Origin of the sequence: Shewanella sp. WXL01, from assembly GCF_012263345.1 — a bacterium.
In the GTDB taxonomy this organism is placed as follows: Bacteria; Pseudomonadota; Gammaproteobacteria; order Enterobacterales; family Shewanellaceae; genus Shewanella; species Shewanella maritima.
Genome location: NZ_JAAIKQ010000002.1, coordinates 803587 through 821157, shown reverse-complemented (window position 1 = coordinate 821157; position 17571 = coordinate 803587). Strand labels below are relative to the sequence as shown.

The 17571-nt window shown below is 44.2% G+C and carries 12 protein-coding genes; 1 reads left to right on the top strand and 11 read right to left on the bottom strand.

Features of this window, described 5'->3' with window-relative positions; genetic code table 11:
- Positions 1-15: 15 nt before the first annotated feature.
- From G3R49_RS08605 to htpX, 11 genes are all read right to left on the bottom strand, one after another.
- Positions 16-1800 (bottom strand): curlin, encoded by a 1785-nt coding sequence (locus G3R49_RS08605; protein ID WP_130597362.1) that lies wholly within the window; start codon positions 1798-1800, stop codon positions 16-18.
- An 18-nt stretch (positions 1801-1818) separates the two neighbouring features.
- Positions 1819-2358: a curlin gene (locus G3R49_RS08600; protein WP_130603147.1), complete on the bottom strand. Its 540-nt coding sequence runs from the start codon at positions 2356-2358 to the stop codon at positions 1819-1821.
- A 436-nt stretch (positions 2359-2794) separates the two neighbouring features.
- Positions 2795-4711, bottom strand: coding sequence for a bifunctional protein-serine/threonine kinase/phosphatase (locus tag G3R49_RS08595; RefSeq protein WP_167869340.1), 1917 nt, complete (start codon positions 4709-4711; stop codon positions 2795-2797).
- A 9-nt stretch (positions 4712-4720) separates the two neighbouring features.
- Positions 4721-6187 carry a NarK family nitrate/nitrite MFS transporter gene (locus tag G3R49_RS08590; protein WP_167869339.1) on the bottom strand — a complete coding sequence of 489 codons (1467 nt, stop codon included), beginning with the start codon at positions 6185-6187 and terminating at the stop codon, positions 4721-4723.
- A complete protein-coding gene (nirD, locus tag G3R49_RS08585) occupies positions 6184-6522 on the bottom strand; it encodes a nitrite reductase small subunit NirD (RefSeq protein ID WP_130597365.1) in 339 nt (112 codons plus the stop codon). The genes G3R49_RS08590 and nirD overlap by 4 nt, the downstream gene beginning before the upstream one ends.
- The gene (gene nirB, locus G3R49_RS08580; protein ID WP_167869338.1) at positions 6519-9179 is read right to left on the bottom strand and encodes a nitrite reductase large subunit NirB; all 2661 of its coding nucleotides are present in this window, start codon (positions 9177-9179) and stop codon (positions 6519-6521) included. Before nirB ends, nirD begins: the two co-directional genes overlap by 4 nt.
- Before the next feature lie 733 nt (positions 9180-9912).
- Positions 9913-11133, bottom strand: a complete 1221-nt coding sequence (locus tag G3R49_RS08575) for a glycosyl transferase (RefSeq protein WP_167869337.1) — start codon at positions 11131-11133, stop codon at positions 9913-9915.
- 63 nt (positions 11134-11196) lie between these two features.
- Complete coding sequence (gene cobA, locus G3R49_RS08570) at positions 11197-12081, bottom strand: uroporphyrinogen-III C-methyltransferase (protein ID WP_167869336.1); 885 nt, start codon at positions 12079-12081, stop codon at positions 11197-11199.
- Positions 12081-14873 carry a molybdopterin-dependent oxidoreductase gene (locus tag G3R49_RS08565; protein WP_167869335.1) on the bottom strand — a complete coding sequence of 931 codons (2793 nt, stop codon included), beginning with the start codon at positions 14871-14873 and terminating at the stop codon, positions 12081-12083. The genes cobA and G3R49_RS08565 overlap by 1 nt, the downstream gene beginning before the upstream one ends.
- Before the next feature lie 260 nt (positions 14874-15133).
- Entirely contained in the window at positions 15134-15484 is a 351-nt protein-coding gene (locus tag G3R49_RS08560) for a cytochrome c3 family protein (RefSeq protein ID WP_167869334.1), read from the bottom strand.
- Positions 15485-15724: 240 nt separating this feature from the next.
- Entirely contained in the window at positions 15725-16588 is an 864-nt protein-coding gene (gene htpX / locus G3R49_RS08555) for a protease HtpX (RefSeq protein ID WP_130597370.1), read from the bottom strand.
- A 271-nt stretch (positions 16589-16859) separates the two neighbouring features.
- Between htpX and pepE the strand changes: the two genes are divergently transcribed.
- A complete protein-coding gene (gene pepE / locus G3R49_RS08550; RefSeq protein ID WP_167869333.1) occupies positions 16860-17570 on the top strand; it encodes a dipeptidase PepE in 711 nt (236 codons plus the stop codon).
- The last annotated feature ends 1 nt before the right edge of the window (position 17571 follow it).

Sequence of the window (17571 nt, the reverse complement as noted above, 5' to 3'; positions counted from 1 at the left end):
TAGACTAAAGTATTACTACATACCTTGAACGATAGTTACTGTGTTACCTGAACCTAAGGTATTCACAGCGGCATTGTTTGACGCATCAGTTTGCGTAATGCTCACCATGTTGTTACCCGCACCGCTAACAAATACATCAGAGTTGTGGCTCATACCTGTTTGAGAGATTAAGATCTCATTGTCAGTACCTGCCCAAGACTCAGCAACAGCGGTGTTCAAGTCACCAGTTTGGTCAATATCAACAACCGAAGATACATCAGCTGAATCAGCATATGCTTGGTTGTCATTACCTACTTGGTCAACCGTGATAATGTTGTCACTACCATAGGTACCCGCACCAATAGAAGCGCCATAGTAGTTGGCAGCACCTGGAAGGTTACCTACAGAGTTACCGTTACCTGTTTGTGTAATGGTGATAGAGCTCGAACCACCTAATTCAGACGCTGCACCAGCATAGTTAGACACACCAGTTTGTAAAACAGTGATGTTGTTTGAGAAGCTATCACCAGAAGTTTGTACAACCGCTTCGTTCGAATCACCAAATTGAGTTACAGAAGCTGTATCGCCATCACCCACTTGGTTGATTGTCGCTAAGTTACCAAAGCCTGCGCCAGAGTTACCGCTTTGCATGACAGTTGCAGAGTTGCCTGTGTTTTGCTGGTCGATATCAGCAATGTTTTCACTATCAAGTTGCGTCACAGTTGCTGTTTGCATAGAACCTGATTGCTCAACATCTGCAGAGTTTGATGCACCAGACTGGTCAACGAAAGCCATTGAGCCCATACCTGATTGCATTAATGTTGCAGAGGCAAGCGTGCCAGATTGCAATACAGTTGCTACGTTAGTATCGCCAGTTTGAGTCAACATGCTCATATTATCGTCACCAGACTGTGTGACTGAAGACTGGTTACCCATGCCATCTTGAGAAGCCGTTGCTTCATTCAGGCCACCAGATTGCGCAACTGTCGCAATATTCGAATCGCCCATTTGTGTCAGCATGCTCATGTTATCATCACCAGACTGATTAACTGCTGAGTCGTTACCAACACCATTTTGTGATGTTGTTGCATCATTAGACACACCAGTTTGATCGATAGTACCGATGTTGCCATCACCAGTTTGTGAAAGCGTTGCTACTGTATCGTCGGTGTTCGACTGGAAGAAAGTAGAAGTAGATTGAGTGATAGTACCTTGGTTACCAGTACCATCTTGATTAACAGTAGCAGAAGCATAATCTGAAGAGTCTTGGCTAATAAACGCGTTGTTACCACCGCCAACACTTTGATTGATGGTTGCATCGGCATAATCAGACCAAACGTTGCTGATTTCAGCCATGTCGCCGCTGCCTAACTGGTTAATCGTTGAGTTAGCGCCATCACCATTGTTTTGATCAATGATTGCATCATTATCGCTACCTACTTGATTAACTAATGCTTGAGCATTGTCACCATTATTAAAACGCTGAACAATTGATGCGTCGTTATTATCACCAGTTGTGCTGATTGTCGCTGTCGCTGTTTGTGTAGAACTAAACTGGCTAATGCTAGCAGTGTTAGAAGAACCAGTTTGATCAATGTCGGCCAAAGTATTGCTGGTATCAGCCTGGCTTACAGTCGCGACGTTGCTATCACCGGTTTGGTCAACTTCAGCAGTGTTATCAGAGCTATTGACTTGCTGAGTCACAGTAACTGAGTTACCAGCACCATTTTGACCAACTGTGGCAGTATTTGTATTACTTGCATAAGCGCCAGATGCCATCATCATTGATGATACTAGCAATGCGATTTTTGAATATTTCATCACGTATTTCCCTTTACTTTAGTTAGATAAACTACTTTGGGTAACCACAACATTTTGTGAATTTCCCCACTGTGTCACACCTACAGCATTTCCAGAGCCGTACTGCTGGATCCGAATTGCATTCTCGATTCCGGTCTGATTAACGACCGCAATATTGTCCGTTCCAATCTGAGATATATGTAGCAACAGCTGCTCACCGTTTTGGCTAGATAACACACGATTACCAAAACCTGCTTGCAAAATAGTTGCTTCTATATCGCTACCAAATTGGGTAGCCGACAATTGGTTGTCAAAACCTTGCTGATTTGTCACTAGCTGATTTGAAAAGCCAGATTGACTAATAATCGCAAGATTATCGCCACCGACTTGAGTAAGGGATGTAGACATACCATCACCCACTTGGTTGACCCGAGCGCTGTTGTTATACAGGCCTAGTTCATCCACCTCACTTAAGTCTTGCTGACCCCAACTTGGAAAGGAACTCAAACACAACGCTAAAGCAAGCATCCCTGCTCTAGCTGTAACGTGACTAAACTTTTCACGTTTATTCAAGGTCATGCGTCCTGCCCCTTGCGTTAAACCTTGTTTAAAAACCCCTGTTTTCAAACGCTGATTCAACAATGTTGTTGAGAGTGTCAATATTATGACGCTGGAAATTCTGCCTTGAATCGGCTGCGAGTATTAAACGCTGATAGACCTAACTGTTATTTTTATCTGATCACCCCACCTTAGTATTAGTGATGGATTTTACTAGATAAAAATCAGTACATTAGAGGTGAAGATAAACTTGCCTTAGCGCTCTAAGTAAACTCAAGTACTACTTTCGCGGGTTTTTAGTGTTCGTTTTGCGCTAAAAATGTGCAGATTTATGACCAAACAGTCATAAAGGGTGTAAACCCTTATGCAAAAAACTAAACCATTAATGGGCAATTTAGCCTGTAACAACCTACATGTTACGCCCTATAGTGATGTTCAAAGGTGATAAGTAGGATTTTTAAAAGAAGAATATCGACAATAGTAAACACATTAGCAATATTGCGCTTACAGCTTGCCAAAACCGTGTTGGGTCTCGCTGAATTAACGGCACAAATTCAGATTTTCGGCTTGGATAATTAACGCGGGTTAACTCGTGAACAAACTCATGAGTATCAGCAAAACGAAAACTAGGCTCTATTGACAGAGCTTTACGTAATACGTCATCAATCCATTCTGGCACCATAGGATTTGACTGATACACGGGGATATAGCTAAGTTTTAGATAATCATGGCGAGATTTGCATTGCGCAAGTTTACCCGCAAAAGGCAGTTGCCCTGCGAGCATTTCATAAGTGATTACTGCCAATGAAAACTGATCAGCGCGGCTATCTGCCTGATACCCAAGCATCAACTCTGGAGCACTATAGTCAGCAGTACCAAGGATTTTGTCTCGCACCAGCGGCGTTGCTATCTCTGCTATGCCTTTGATGTAACATGAACCAAAGTCAATAATCTTTACCTGTTCTTGTCTGGTAACAAAAATATTGTCCGGCTTTAAGTCTTGATGCAGCGTCTCTTTTCGATGAAATGCTCTGACCCCTGCTTCTATTTGTTTTACAAATGTAAATACAGTTTCGACTGATGACTTTGGATTATGCTCAATCCACTGCGCTAGACTCACACCGTCGAGAAACTCAGTCAAGTAATACACTGCAGACTTGTGCTGAGAGCTGTGGCAAACCTTAACCACGTTTGGGTTTTGAATCCGGTTACCTACCCAACTTTCTAGTACAAAGCGCTCAATGTATGCCGCGTCATCGAGATAATTAACCGAAGGCGTCTTCATGCAATAAGCATTGCCGTCTGAATCCACCACTCGATAAACTTGACTACGCTGAGATTGGTGCAAGATGTGCGTAACCTGATAGCCATCAAGCTTATTACCGACATTCATCGGTGGAGGAAACGGTTTGTCAGAAAGTTGCTGGTAAACATCTTCTATTTGTTGATCGGGTAAGTCACTGATAAACAACAGCTGCGCACTAAGGTTGTCATTACTGGCGCAGTCAAGTGCTTTAGCGATCAACTGCTGACAAAAATGCTCACAGTCATTGTCTTGGAACTGGTTAGTTTGAACAAACCAACTGAGCCGACTTGCAAGCTCATTGTCAGTCAACACATCGTGAATACCATCAGTCGTGAGCAGGAAGACATCGCTTTGTCGTATCGACAGCTTGCGATAATCGACGCTAAGTTTGACATCCATGCCTAAGGCGCGTGTCAAATACGTTTTGCTACCACTAACCTCAGTAACATGATCTTGTGTTAACCGGCTTATTTGACCATCACGAAATAGATAAACCCTCGAATCTCCGGCATGTAAAATATGTGCTGAACAAGACTTAAGTACCAGCGCACTAAAGGTACACACAAAACCACGGCGAGCGTCGCGGTAATCTTGACCTAAGCCGTAAAGCCAGCGGTTGAGCGCGGTTAACACCTTGGTACTTGAAGTTTGTACCCCCCAGGTATCGGGTGTGGAATAATAATCGGCAATAAAGTTAGTCACACTAATTTGCGATGCTTGAGCTGCAGCTTCAGCAGTGCTCACGCCATCACTAATAACACTGACGATGCCTTTGGTAGTAAGCGCCAGACCTTCAGGTATACGTATACCAATGGCGTCTTGGTTTTCTGTTTTCACACCCGCGTTAGAGCTTTGACCAACGGTGACGGTTAATGACTGACCGTGACTTAAGTGATCGATTGTCTGTTCACACCCTGTGTTAGGGCTTGGTAGCTTGATGTCATTGTGCTCTGTCCGACTAGATTGATTTGAAAGAGCGCATTGAGGGGGAAAACTATCACAAGCAGATAAACCAGACCCTAAGGCCTGGTTATCTGTAACTTGTTTAGATAGCTTATTTACTGTCATACAGTAAAACTAACTCACGCTAATGAGGGTCACTTCACCGTCTTCATTGACCTCAGCAATATGACCACTTGGCTCATTCATAAACAGCAAGGTAACAAAGCCAAACACTGCGCTGGCGCCAATGACATAGAAGAAGGTTTGCGTTGACACCATAGAGTAAACGGTTAAAAAGAACACCGCCCCAACATTACCGTATGCGCCAGTCATACCCGCAATTTGCCCAGTTAAACGGCGCTTGATCAGTGGCACCGCAGCAAATACTGCGCCCTCACCGCCTTGTACAAAGAAAGAGCATGCCATCACAACAATTACAGCGAGCGGCAACGCCCAGCTACCGTCAATTTGCGCTACCGAGAAATACCCTAACGCTAAACCCGCAGTTAAGATAAGCAAAGTCGACTTACGACCAAAGCGATCACTTAACCATCCACCGCCTGGGCGTGACATTAAGTTCATAAATGCATAACTCGATGCAACCATACCGGCTTGCGCCATACCCAATTCAAAGGTTTCAGCAAAGAATAATGGCAGCATAGACACAACCGCTAACTCTGAGCCAAATGTAGTGAAGTACAACACGTTAAGCACGGCAACCTGCTTAAACTCGTAGCGCTCAAACTCAGGTACTTCTTTTTCAAAGATATGCTTATTTACCTGATAGGTTTGGAAGAAATCAAACGCAAACACCACCACAAGCCCCACATAAATCGCAGTGGTCATCTCATTACTTAGCATAGATACACCTGCAGGAGACAACTTCCAGCCAAGCAATGCCAAAGTGGCATACATAGGGATCTTCATAATGATCAACAAAACAAAGTCTTTTTTACTGGTAACCTCTAAGCCGCCTGCTTTCTTAGGCTTAAAGTAAGTTGACCCCTTTGGCGTGTCGGTAACATTAAAGTAATAGATAAACGCAAAGCTCAAGCTCATTAAGCCGGTAATACCAATGGCATAACGCCAGCCGTCATCACCGCCAAATGCTAATGCCACTGCAGGTAAGGTAAAAGCTGCTGCAGCCGAGCCAAAGTTACCCCAACCACCGTAAATGCCCTCAGCAGTACCTAGCTCTTTAGCAGGGAACCACTCACTGACCATACGAATGCCAATCACAAAGCCTGCACCAATAAAACCAAGCATAAAGCGCGCGATTGCTAACTGCTCGAAACTGTCAGCTACTGCAAACATAAAGCAAGGGATCGAACAGATCGCCAGCAATGCCGAATAAGTTAACCGAGGGCCATATTTATCTGTGACCATACCTATGATGATCCGTGCTGGAATAGTCAATGCCACGTTTAAAATAAGCAGGGTTTTAATCTGGGCTTTGGTTAGCCCTAAACTGTCGGCGATCACGCTCATTAAAGGCGCCGCATTAAACCACACGACAAAGGTGACAAAAAATGCCATCCAGCTAAGGTGCATGATTTTCATTTTTCCACTAAATGAAAACACATTGAATTTTTCGCTACTCATACATCCCCCTGAGCATTCGCTTTAATGAGTATTTTGCCATTTTGATTTTTTATCTGATAAGGCTTGGCAACCAAGGCGTCATCTTCTAAACACACGCCGCTGCTTAATTGATAATGGTGCTTATAAAGTGGTGAAGCGACACACAGCTTACCGTCCATATCACACACTAACCCTCTCGCGAGCAGGCTCACCCCAGTTGCTGGGTCAATATTATCTAGCGCAAACAAACCATCTTCGCCTAGATCAAAAATAGCAACTGCACTTCCCTCAACCCAAGCTGCAATACCAGTACCTTTTGGTAAGCTAGTTGCGTCACATACATCTACCCAGCTCATACTAGCTCCTCCATTTGCTCTGTTTTTTGTTTATTTTGTTGCTGATCATTCTGTTGTGGATCATGCTGTTGTGGATCTGAGTCTAGAATTTGTTTTATCGCAATATTGCCAGCACCTTGTGAGTTGTCGGCATTAACTGCAGGGAAGCGCTGCTCCCTAATACGTTGATATTGATGAGTTGCAACCTTAGGCGCACTGTCTGGGTTAACAAACTCGTTGAATCTCGCCAGGAACTCAGGTTTTTCAAGACTGGTTTTCCACTCACACTGATAACGTTCAACAATCAGATCCATTTGAGCTTCTAACTCAGCGTTAACACCTAACGCGTCTTCAATAACAACGGATTGTAAGTACTCAAGACCACCTTCTAATGATTCCATCCAGGTTGAGGTACGCTGCAGCTTGTCTGCTGTTTTAACATAGAACATCAAGATACGATCGATATAGGTATACAGCTCTTCGGTGGTTAAGTCGGTGGCGAATAAATCAGCGTGGCGTGGACGCATACCGCCGTTACCAGCAACATATAGATTCCAGCCTTTATCTGAAGCAATAACGCCGATATCTTTGCTTTGTGCCTCAGCGCACTCACGGGTACAACCTGATACGGCAAACTTTAATTTGTGCGGACTGCGAAGACCCTTGTAGCGATTTTCAAGTGCGATCGCCATGCCAACTGAATCTTGTACGCCATAGCGACACCAGGTGCTACCCACACATGATTTGACCGTTCGCAATGACTTACCATAGGCGTGGCCCGTTTCAAAACCAGCATCAATAAGGCGTTTCCAAATCTCAGGTAATTGCGCTAACTGAGCGCCAAACAAGTCGATACGTTGACCGCCAGTAATCTTGGTATAGAGGTCATATTCTTTAGCGACTTGACCAATTTCAATCAGCTTGTCTGGGGTGATTTCACCACCAGCAATACGCGGCACAATCGAGTAAGTGCCATCTTTTTGCAGGTTACCTAAATAAGCATCATTAGTGTCTTGCAAGGCAACGTGTGATAAGTCTTGATTGAGCACATAGTCGTTACTTAGGCTGGCGAATATCGACGCAGCAGCTGGCTTGCAGATATCGCAACCATAGTGATGGCCATCTGTTGATTTACCATGGGTTTTAATCAAGGTCTCAAAGTCTTTAATGCCTTCAACTTTACAAATGTGGTACAAAGCCTGGCGGTCATGCTCAAAGTGCTCACAAATGCCTTTATTGAAATCGAGTCCTTCAGCTTCCAGCGTTTGATCAATAATTTTTTGCACTAAAGGCGCACAGCCACCGCAGCCTGAAGCCGCGCGGGTACAGGCTTTTATCTCCGGCATGTTGTGACTACCGGCTTTTACCGCTTCAACAATATCGCCCTTGGTCACTTGATGGCAGGAACATACGATCGAAGTATCTTTTAAATCGGCTTCACTTTCAGCGCCAGCAAGTAGTATATCGACCGCTGAGCCTTCGATTTCATCCTGAGACAAATATAGATCTAACAGTTTGTTGTAATCAGCATTATCACCAATTAGCACTGCACCTTTGAGAAGCGTGCCTGACTCATCTAACCAAAGCTTTTTATAAATGCCAGCTTGATTGTCTGAAAGCTCCACGTATTGGGCATTTTCAAAGCCACGACTTTCACCAATGGCAGCCACATCAACACCTAACAATTTAAGTTTGGTACTCATATCAGCACCTTTAAACTGCTGGGTTTGCGACGCGCTATCGGTGCCCGCCGCAATATGTGATGCTACGACACGAGCCATTTGATAACCAGGTGCTACAAGTCCAAATATTCGCCCTTGCCACAATGCGCACTCGCCAATCGCGTACACATCTTTTGCCGAGGTTAAGCAGTCATCGTTAATTTCAATACCACCGCGCTCACCAATCGCGATCCCTGAGCTGCGAGCAAGGCTATCTTGAGGTCGAATACCGGCTGAGAACACGATCATGTCAGTTTCAAGATAAGTATCATCATTGAAAGTCATTCGGTGCAGCGCGGTTTCGCCGTCTATAATCGCCGTGGTAGCTTTAGAGGTATGCACGCTTACCCCCAGATCTTCAATCTTGCTACATAGCAGCTCACCTGCTTTGTCATTCAATTGTACTGGCATTAATTGAGGTGCAAACTCCACCACATGGGTTTTAACCCCTAACTGCTTTAGAGCGTTAGCAGCTTCAAGCCCGAGTAGACCACCACCAACAACAACCCCGACTTTAGACTTATTCGCTGCGGCAGTAATCGCCTCTAAGTCTTCAATGGTTCGGTATACTAAACACTGCTCACGTTCGTTACCGTTAATTGGCGGGACAAAAGGAAATGAGCCTGTGGCTAACACTAACTTGTCATAGTCAAAGCACTCGCCCGACTCTGTTGTAAGTGTTTTAGACTCGGAATCTATGCCAGTGACTTTGGCATTTAAATGCAGATTGATATCCTGACTTTGATAGTCTTCAATACTTGCCAACATCAATGGGTCAGCACTATTTGTTTCAAAGTACTTAGATAATTGTACGCGGTCGTACGCTGGTCGAGGCTCTTCACCAAATACATGTATCTCAAAGCTCTGCTGCAACTTTAACGAACAAATTTGCTCGATAAAGTGATGGCCAACCATACCATTACCTATCACGACTAACTTAGGTTTTATGTCTGCCATTTCCGGCTCCTTCTGTCCCCACTACACACGATTTATGTTCAAATTAATTTTTAGCCCGGCCAGCAAATGAATAGCTATTCACTATCGCCGTGCTTTTATTGAACTATCCTGCTGTGACTTTGCAGCGACCATGCCAAGGCGCACGTTCAACTAAACACTTGTTAAATAAAGGTTAAAACAAAAGATTCAATTTTCCAGGCATTAAAGAATGCTCCGATTGAGAGCAACTGCACCAAATGAATGCGACAACAAAAACACGTAACCAACTGTTTTATATCTATAAAAATCAAATGCAACTACCACTTTAGGGGTAGCCTGGGGCGTATTCAAAGCATTTGCTCCTTAGTTTCCCCCCACAGGAATAGTTGGGTGTAACAGAGATGAGTAACAATAAATATTCATTAGAGGCGAAATTAGATAGGACGAAATAAGCGATGACTCGGTTCATGCAAATAGTCAAAATAGGCAATGAGTAATCGCTGAAAACACGAAATACTAAAGAGTTAAAGATATGCTTGGTGAGAAGCTGTGATGCTACAGAGCTGTACTTTGCAAATTAAGTCTACAAGTACTAATGCAGCCCATAAGCTATCAGCCTAATTTAGGGATGAAGGTCAAGGTAGCGCAACCCAATTTATAATAAGACGTTTATTAAACTTTGATATTGAGGTCTAGCGTTGCGCGCTGGTTTAATACTCATATTCTCTAAGCGAGTACATCTGAGCTAGTACATCTAAGCAACTTGCAGTTTAGCTTTAAATTTTTGCTGATGCCGTTGTTGCCATAGCGTTTGAACATTGATGTAGTCACCAGTACTTAGCTCACTTTCGCTATAACTAGCAATCTTTGGATTGTCGGCATTCAGGGTTTGAGTTAATTCAAGCAGTTTAATTACCAGTGCAAGGCTAGACTCGACACTGCTCATCGCTTGGTCAAGTATCTGAGTCGCGTTTTCAAGCTTGTTAGCTGCTCCAGATAATGCACCATGTTGCCAAATATGCATGAGCTCAGCACTATCGAGCGCAGTCTGACCTGTTTTGGCACCGGAAAACGCTTCTAAGCGAGTAGCAAGATTAATCAGACCTTTTTGACTTGAGTGACTCGAACTATTTGAATGACCTTGAGTATTTAGCCAACTAACCTGAGTTGAGACACGCGGGTTAATCTCAGTTTCACCTTGCAACCCTTTAAAGGTGGCAACTAGTTGATCATAATTGTTATTACTTGATAAAGCTTGAGCATTGGCCATGATTTCAGCGATCGCTAAATGCTGTTTATCAAGACCTGGATGAAAGTAACTGCGCAGCGACAGCCTTGCATTAGTCGGGTTCACACAACGAACCGCCATTTGAACTAAGCTGCGCAGGCCTAGCTCTTGATGCAAAGCGCGGCAGTCATCAAGCACAGGTAACATATCGTGGGCTTCTACATAGACAATGTTATCGGATGTAAGTGCAAATTGTGCTTGCTCCGCTGTGGTAGCCGCTTTAATGTCCAGCGCATTAACACTGCAGGCGACGTGGCGGCGATGAGCCAAAGATAAACTATCGCCATGAAGCAAAACCCTGTGCCCTAGCTGAGCCAGCAACTTTGCAGCTAGCAACAACCAGGGTAATTGCTCACGCTTGCCTGCATAAACAGGCCAATCAATGTCCACCTTGAGTTGCTGCCAGCTAGGTGAAACCAATTGCTTGAGCGCCATTGCAGCACCGGCAATTTCTTCAGCGCTCTCACCGCGAACGCGCATTAGCATCATCGCACTGGCCATTTGCACTTGCGACACTAAACCACAGGCAAAGCCAGCAAATAAATACTGTGACTCGACTAAGGTTAAGTTACGTGAGCCTTTTACGCCCTTACCTAACGCCTTAATCAATTGCTTAAAATCTACGGTTTCAAGCTGACATTTAATATCAGTAAGGTGTGATGCGCTTTCTGCTCCAGTATTTATCACTAAGGCTAACTCCGAGTTTATGAATATTAAGCGCGAGATTGAGCCCGAGCTAATTTAGAATAACTAAGCTAGCTTCAGTGCTTGTGTATCTAATGCTCGTGTCTCTAGCGCTTGTGTCTCTAATGTACCTAGCATTTGATTTAGCGCGCGGCCTATTTTTACCACTTCACCAACAATAATCAGTGTGGGGCCATGGTGCATAATGGTTTTAGCTTTGCTAGCCATATCTTTAACACTGGCGTAGGTAATAATTTGATCGCGCCTGCCGCCATTGGTTACCAGCGCAACAGGTAAATCAGCTTTACAGTTTGCACTCAATAATCCATGGCTAATCGCCTGTGCTTGCTCTTTACCCATATAAAAAACCAGTGTTGATTCTGCATCTAATAAAGCGCGCCACTGTTTTGCTGCTTGCTCGAAACCCGGCTCAGACATGCGCGTACCGGTAATTAGGGTAACGCTACGAGCATGGCCGCGATAAGTTAAAGGAATACTGGTACTCGATGCGCAGCCAAGCGCGGCTGTCACTCCTGGGATAAACTCGCTTTTTACTCCATGCTTGGCAAGATAGATTGCTTCTTCCGCGCCTCTACCAAAGATATGCGGATCGCCGCCTTTCAAACGCACGACTTTTTTACCTTTAAGCGCAAGTTTAAGCAGCAATGCGTTAATATCATCTTGCTTAGCGCTGCTTTGCCCGCATCGCTTGCCGACAAAATGGCGCTCACACTCTGGTGTTGCTAAGGTCAATATCTCAGCGCTGACTAAACTGTCATAAACCAAGGCATCGGCGTTTTGTACTCGGTTAGCCGCCTTTAACGTGAGCAACTCAAGCTCACCACAACCCGCGCCTACAATAGCAACTTCACCCGAACTGAGTTGGCTGCTACAAAATCTATCCTCAATTACGCTAAGTCTGCTTGTATTTAATTTGGTTAAGTGTGTCATTAGGCAACATCCTCCTTAGCAGGTTTTTCGGCTTGATACGGCTGCATTTCTCCCAGTGCTATCTGCCAACTGTCTGCGGCACATTGTTTAACTTCACTGTTGCAGCTACCGCATTGACGACCACACCCTAAATTTGACTGCACAGCGTCAAGTGCCTTGCCAAAATCAGCAGACTTAATGCCGGACTCAAAAACTTGATTATCTAACTGCTGGTGGACAGCGGCATCAATGTCTGCGACCGAGACGCCTGTGCACGAGCAAACAAGTGGACTGTTACCTGCGCGGATCAAACTGTGCAGCGTCTTAAGTAAATCTGGCGCAAGCTCATGACCAATTAACGCTGCTACCGCTTCTAAATCTACATTCACCTTAGTTTGCGAAGTTAATAACAAACCCGACAAACAATTATTGTCAGTTACGCAAGTTACTTTTATTTGTTGCTGGGGCAAAGACACAGTCCAGCTTAAACTGCGCTGAGAACTGAGCAGCGAAACATGATCAACGGCAAACCCTAGATGGACACAACTGCCAGAATACAGTGTATGTTGCACCTGATAGACTGAAGTTTGTGCGTACTCCAAAGTGCCAAATAGTGCGCCCTGAAGTTTTATTCCGGCATCGAGAATTTCGACGGTTTGATGCTTAAATCCAGGTTGTTTTGAATATGGGTCATAGCGGCTATCAAGTGCCTGATTAACTCCACCAGCTTGGCTAAACTGCTTGGTCCAGTGCATCGACATAAATGCACTGTCGTCACCGATACTTGAGTCAATTTCCACACGCGCGATGGTCGCGTTGTTATTTGTAGAAACATAGTCTTCATTTACACAATTTACGACAGGCTGACACAGGATCAATTGATCTTGACTAACACCGACTCGATTAGCTGTTGCCTGACTCATAGCAATCGTCGGCTCAACTTGATGACCTCGCAGTTTGGCGATGTGGCCCGTGCGGGTCATGGTATGCCATTGGTCGCGACTGCGCCCTGAATTCAGAAGCAGCTGATTTTGTTTGTTTATTGGAGATGGACTGCGTTCAAGGTTTGTTTGCTTTGAATAAACAAACTGTGCTTTACCTGTCTCAGTTGCAAACTGCCCGTCAGTAAATACACGGCGATCTGTTGTGCCCTCCTGGCTTGTATCGTTAATTGGCCACTGAGTAGGTTTAAGTGCTTGGTATTGCTCATAGGATATTGATGCTAAACCTGAGATATCGAATGCTTTATATGGATAGGCCTGCTTAACCTTAGACGATAGCTGGGCATGCTCAACAAACACATCGTACGCAGATTGATACTCGAAACCAGCGTAGCCCATCGCATTAGCAACTTGTGCCAATGACCACCAATCAGCTTTAGCTTCACCTTTAGGTATAACAAATCCACGCTGGCGACTAATGGTTCGCTCACTGTTGGTGACAGTGCCATCTTTTTGCGACCATGGCAGTGCTGGCAGCAATAGATCAGCAAGTTTAGCGGTGTCAGTATCAGCCGTCACATCAGACACAACAACAAACGGGCAATCGGCGAGCGCTTTGGATACATTATGACTATCAGGCAGTGACGCCGCAGGGTTTGTGCCTAAAACCCAAATCGCTTTTATCTCACCGCTTGCTACTGCATCAAACATTTCTACCGCTGTTAGACCTTTATGACCGACTATGTTTGGGGCTTCCCAGTGCTCCGCCACAAGGCTGCGCTCTTTATCAGCGAACCCTAGATGGCAAGCCAGCTGCGTTGCTAAACCGCCAACTTCGCGCCCGCCCATGGCATTGGGTTGACCTGTAAGAGAGAAAAAACCACTGCCTGGTTTACCTACCTGACCTCTGGCTAAATGACAATTAATAATGGCATTGGTTGTGTCAGTCCCAAGGGTTGATTGATTCACCCCTTGACAACTCGCAGTAATAACTTGTTGGTGAGCAACAAATAACTGATAAAACGCTAATACTTGATCAGCACTTAACCCTGTTAATTTGGCAATATCAGCATCTTGATAGTCTGTAGCAATCTGCTGAATCGCTTGGTCAAAATGCTCAGTATGCGCTTGTATATAAGGGGCATCTATCAAATCATGTTTGGCTAGATAACTTAGTAAGCCATTGAACAAGTGATGGTCACAACCAGGTTTAATCGCTAGATGAACATCAGCCTGTTTTGCGGTTGCGCTTGCCATAGGATCAACAACGACAATTTTAGTCCCATTAGCACTGCGTGCAGCTAACATGCGCTGGAATAAAACAGGATGTGTCCACGCTGCATTTGAACCTACAAGCACTATAACCCTTGCTTGTTCAAAGTCTTGATAATTGCCGGAAACAACGTCTTCACCAAACGCTCGCTGATGAGCACTCACGGCTGATGACATACATAAGCGCGAGTTGGTATCCACGTTAGCCGTACCAATAAAGCCCTTAGCCAGTTTATTGGCGACATAATAGTCCTCTGTCAGTAACTGGCCAGATAAATAAAAGGCTACCGCTTGTGGTCCATGCTCGCTAATGACTTCATTAAAGCGTTGGCTAATGGTGTTTATCGCATCATTCCATGAAATGGACTTTCCGCTAGCATCTTGCGGATATAAAAGATTAGTTGGCTGCTCAATACTGGCGAGAAGATTTTCGCCTTTAGCACACAAACGCCCTAGGTTTGCTGGATGCTTAGCCATTCCTGTTAGCGATAAACTGTCAATTTGATGCGTCGCTAAAGGTAATGCTTGATCGAGATTTGATGACACTTCAACGCCACAACCTACCCCACAATATGCGCAGCTTGAATTGATACTGGTCATTTGATCCCTTTTTAGTTAATACATTACGCCGTACCAACTAAAAGCGAATCTTATGCCAAGCGGTTAAGTCATTGAATTATTGTGATTTAAGTAAAAAAAATTAGGAAAATTGAATTGCATGCGCAATTAAAGTGCACAAGATTGCACCAATCATGTTCATCCTAAACTGGCACATAAAAGCAATTGGAAAGAATGGTTATGAAAATTTGAAGCAGCTACGGCGCTAACTATACAGCTAGCGCCTTAATCAAACTCAATAGCTATTTACGACGACTTTTACTTTTGCGTTTATCTAAATGGCAGTCATCACACCCAGGAATTTCACCTACATTGTTGTAATGTGGTGCGTGGCAGTCAGCGCACGAATACATATTCTTGTGCGGCCGGTGGTGCATACCTGACATTTTATCCAAGGTGCCGTGGCAAGCCCGGCATTGGTCAAACTCATAAAGGCCATCTGCGGATGGTTCACCATTTTCATGGCAACTTTCACAGCCATTTGAAGCTCGCTCAATATGAAAATCAACTAAGTTTTGCTCAGCCTGAGCCGGTGCTAATGAGCTAGCCGCAAATGCAGCAACAATTAACGATATCAAGATCTTTTTATGCACATCCAACTCCACACACTTGATACATCACCAACAGCTAGAGGTTATGTATTTATTATTCTAATTACTTGATTTAGTGCGTAAGTTATCAGGTATCGCACAAACTTAATGTGCTTTAGGTCAAGTATCCAAATCACAAGGCAATAACAATCCACCAACTAAGATCTAACTGATAAGATCAAAAAAGGGGAAGCGATGCTTCCCCTTGTACTTGTAGCTTGCGCCTTTTAGTAACGTCACTAATTAGCTAGACTGTAAAGCCGCAATACGTTTTTCTAATGGCGGGTGGCTCATCATTAATTCTGCCATTGAACGCTTGCCGTTAATACCAAACGCAGACATTTGCGCTGGCATTGCCCCGGTTTCCGGGCCTTGGCGCAATCGCTCGAGCGCTGCGATCATTTTGTTTTTACCCGCTAATTTAGCAGCGCCAGCGTCCGCTTTGTACTCACGGATACGTGAGAAGTAAGCAACGATCATTGATGCCAAAATGCCAAATAGTATGTCGAGTACAATTACAACACCCATGTAGGCAAACGTTCCTAACCCTTCGCCTTCTTCATCATTACTAGCGACAAAGTTGTTGATAATGCCAGCTACTACACGTGCCGCGAAAATCACAAAGGTATTTACCACACCTTGGATCAAGGTAAGCGTTACCATGTCGCCGTTAGCAACGTGGCTTACTTCGTGTGCTAGCACGCCTTCAATCTCATCTTGTGTCATGCCGTAAAGTAACCCGGTACTAACCGCAACCAATGAGTTATCTTTGCTTGGACCTGTTGCAAATGCATTCATCTCAGGAGATTGATAAATTGCAACTTCTGGCATTTTAATGCCCGCTTGTTCTGCTTGGCGAGCAACGGTTTCTACTAACCAACGCTCAGTATTGTCACGAGGTTGAGTGATAACTTCACAGCCCATGGTCTTCTTAGCCATCCACTTTGAAATCGCTAAGCTAATAAATGCGCCGCCAAAACCGAAGATAGCAGCAAATACTAATAAGCCACCCATAGTTGAGGTATTCACCCCAAGAATAGACATCACAATTGATGCTACTACTAAAATCGCCATGTTAGTGGCAATCAATAAAAAGACGCGTTTCATCGCAGCTCCTGTTTGACTTAAGTCAATTGAAAGGTTGTTTCAGACATAATATGTCCGTAAAAAAGAAATTCAAGGGTGAAATGATTAAAAAAGCTTTACCTAATACTGGATGGCTAAATTTTGAAAGATTTGCCTAAGTTTACCTATTAATTATTAAGTTTCTCTTAATAGTGCTAAGCAGCTAATCGCAATAAGCGTATAGAGTTACCCATAGCGTTTTTGCTACACTGCATCAAACAAAATACCAAACAACGACTTAAAGGAAGTAATCATGTCAGTTACTGCGCTAATGTTAAGTGCCTCTCGCGTTGGTGATACCCCTTACCTAGCCCATACCATTGAGTTTATTGAGCCACTTTGTCAACCAGGACAAAACTGGTTGTTCATTCCTTATGCCGGCGTAAGCATTGAATACGATGACTACCTTGAAACCGTTAAAAATGGGCTAGCTCCACTTAACCTTTCAATCAGCAGCATTCACCAGTATGGCGACCCTAAACAAGCCATTAAAGATGCCGACGGTATCTTCGTGGGTGGCGGTAATACCTTCCATTTACTGCACGAGTTATACCGTTACGATCTCATTCAGCTGATTAATGATGAAGTGAATAACGGCAAGCCTTATGTAGGTTGGAGCGCGGGCTCAAACATTACCGGTTTAAGCATTCGCACCACCAATGATATGCCAATTATTGAGCCGCCATCATTTACTGCATTAAAGTTACTGCCATTTCAATTAAACCCGCACTACACCAACTACCAAGCGCCTGGCCACAATGGCGAAACTCGCGCGCAGCGACTGTTAGAGTTCACCAAAGTCGATCCATTGACACCCGTAATCGGTATTCAAGAAGGCACAGCCCTACTTCGCCAAGGTGACAAACTTACTCTAGTCGGAGACAAAGATGGTTTTCTGTTTAAAGGTGATGTTCAACAACAAGTCATTAAGGCTGGTAGCGATCTGTCTGAATATTTGAAATAAC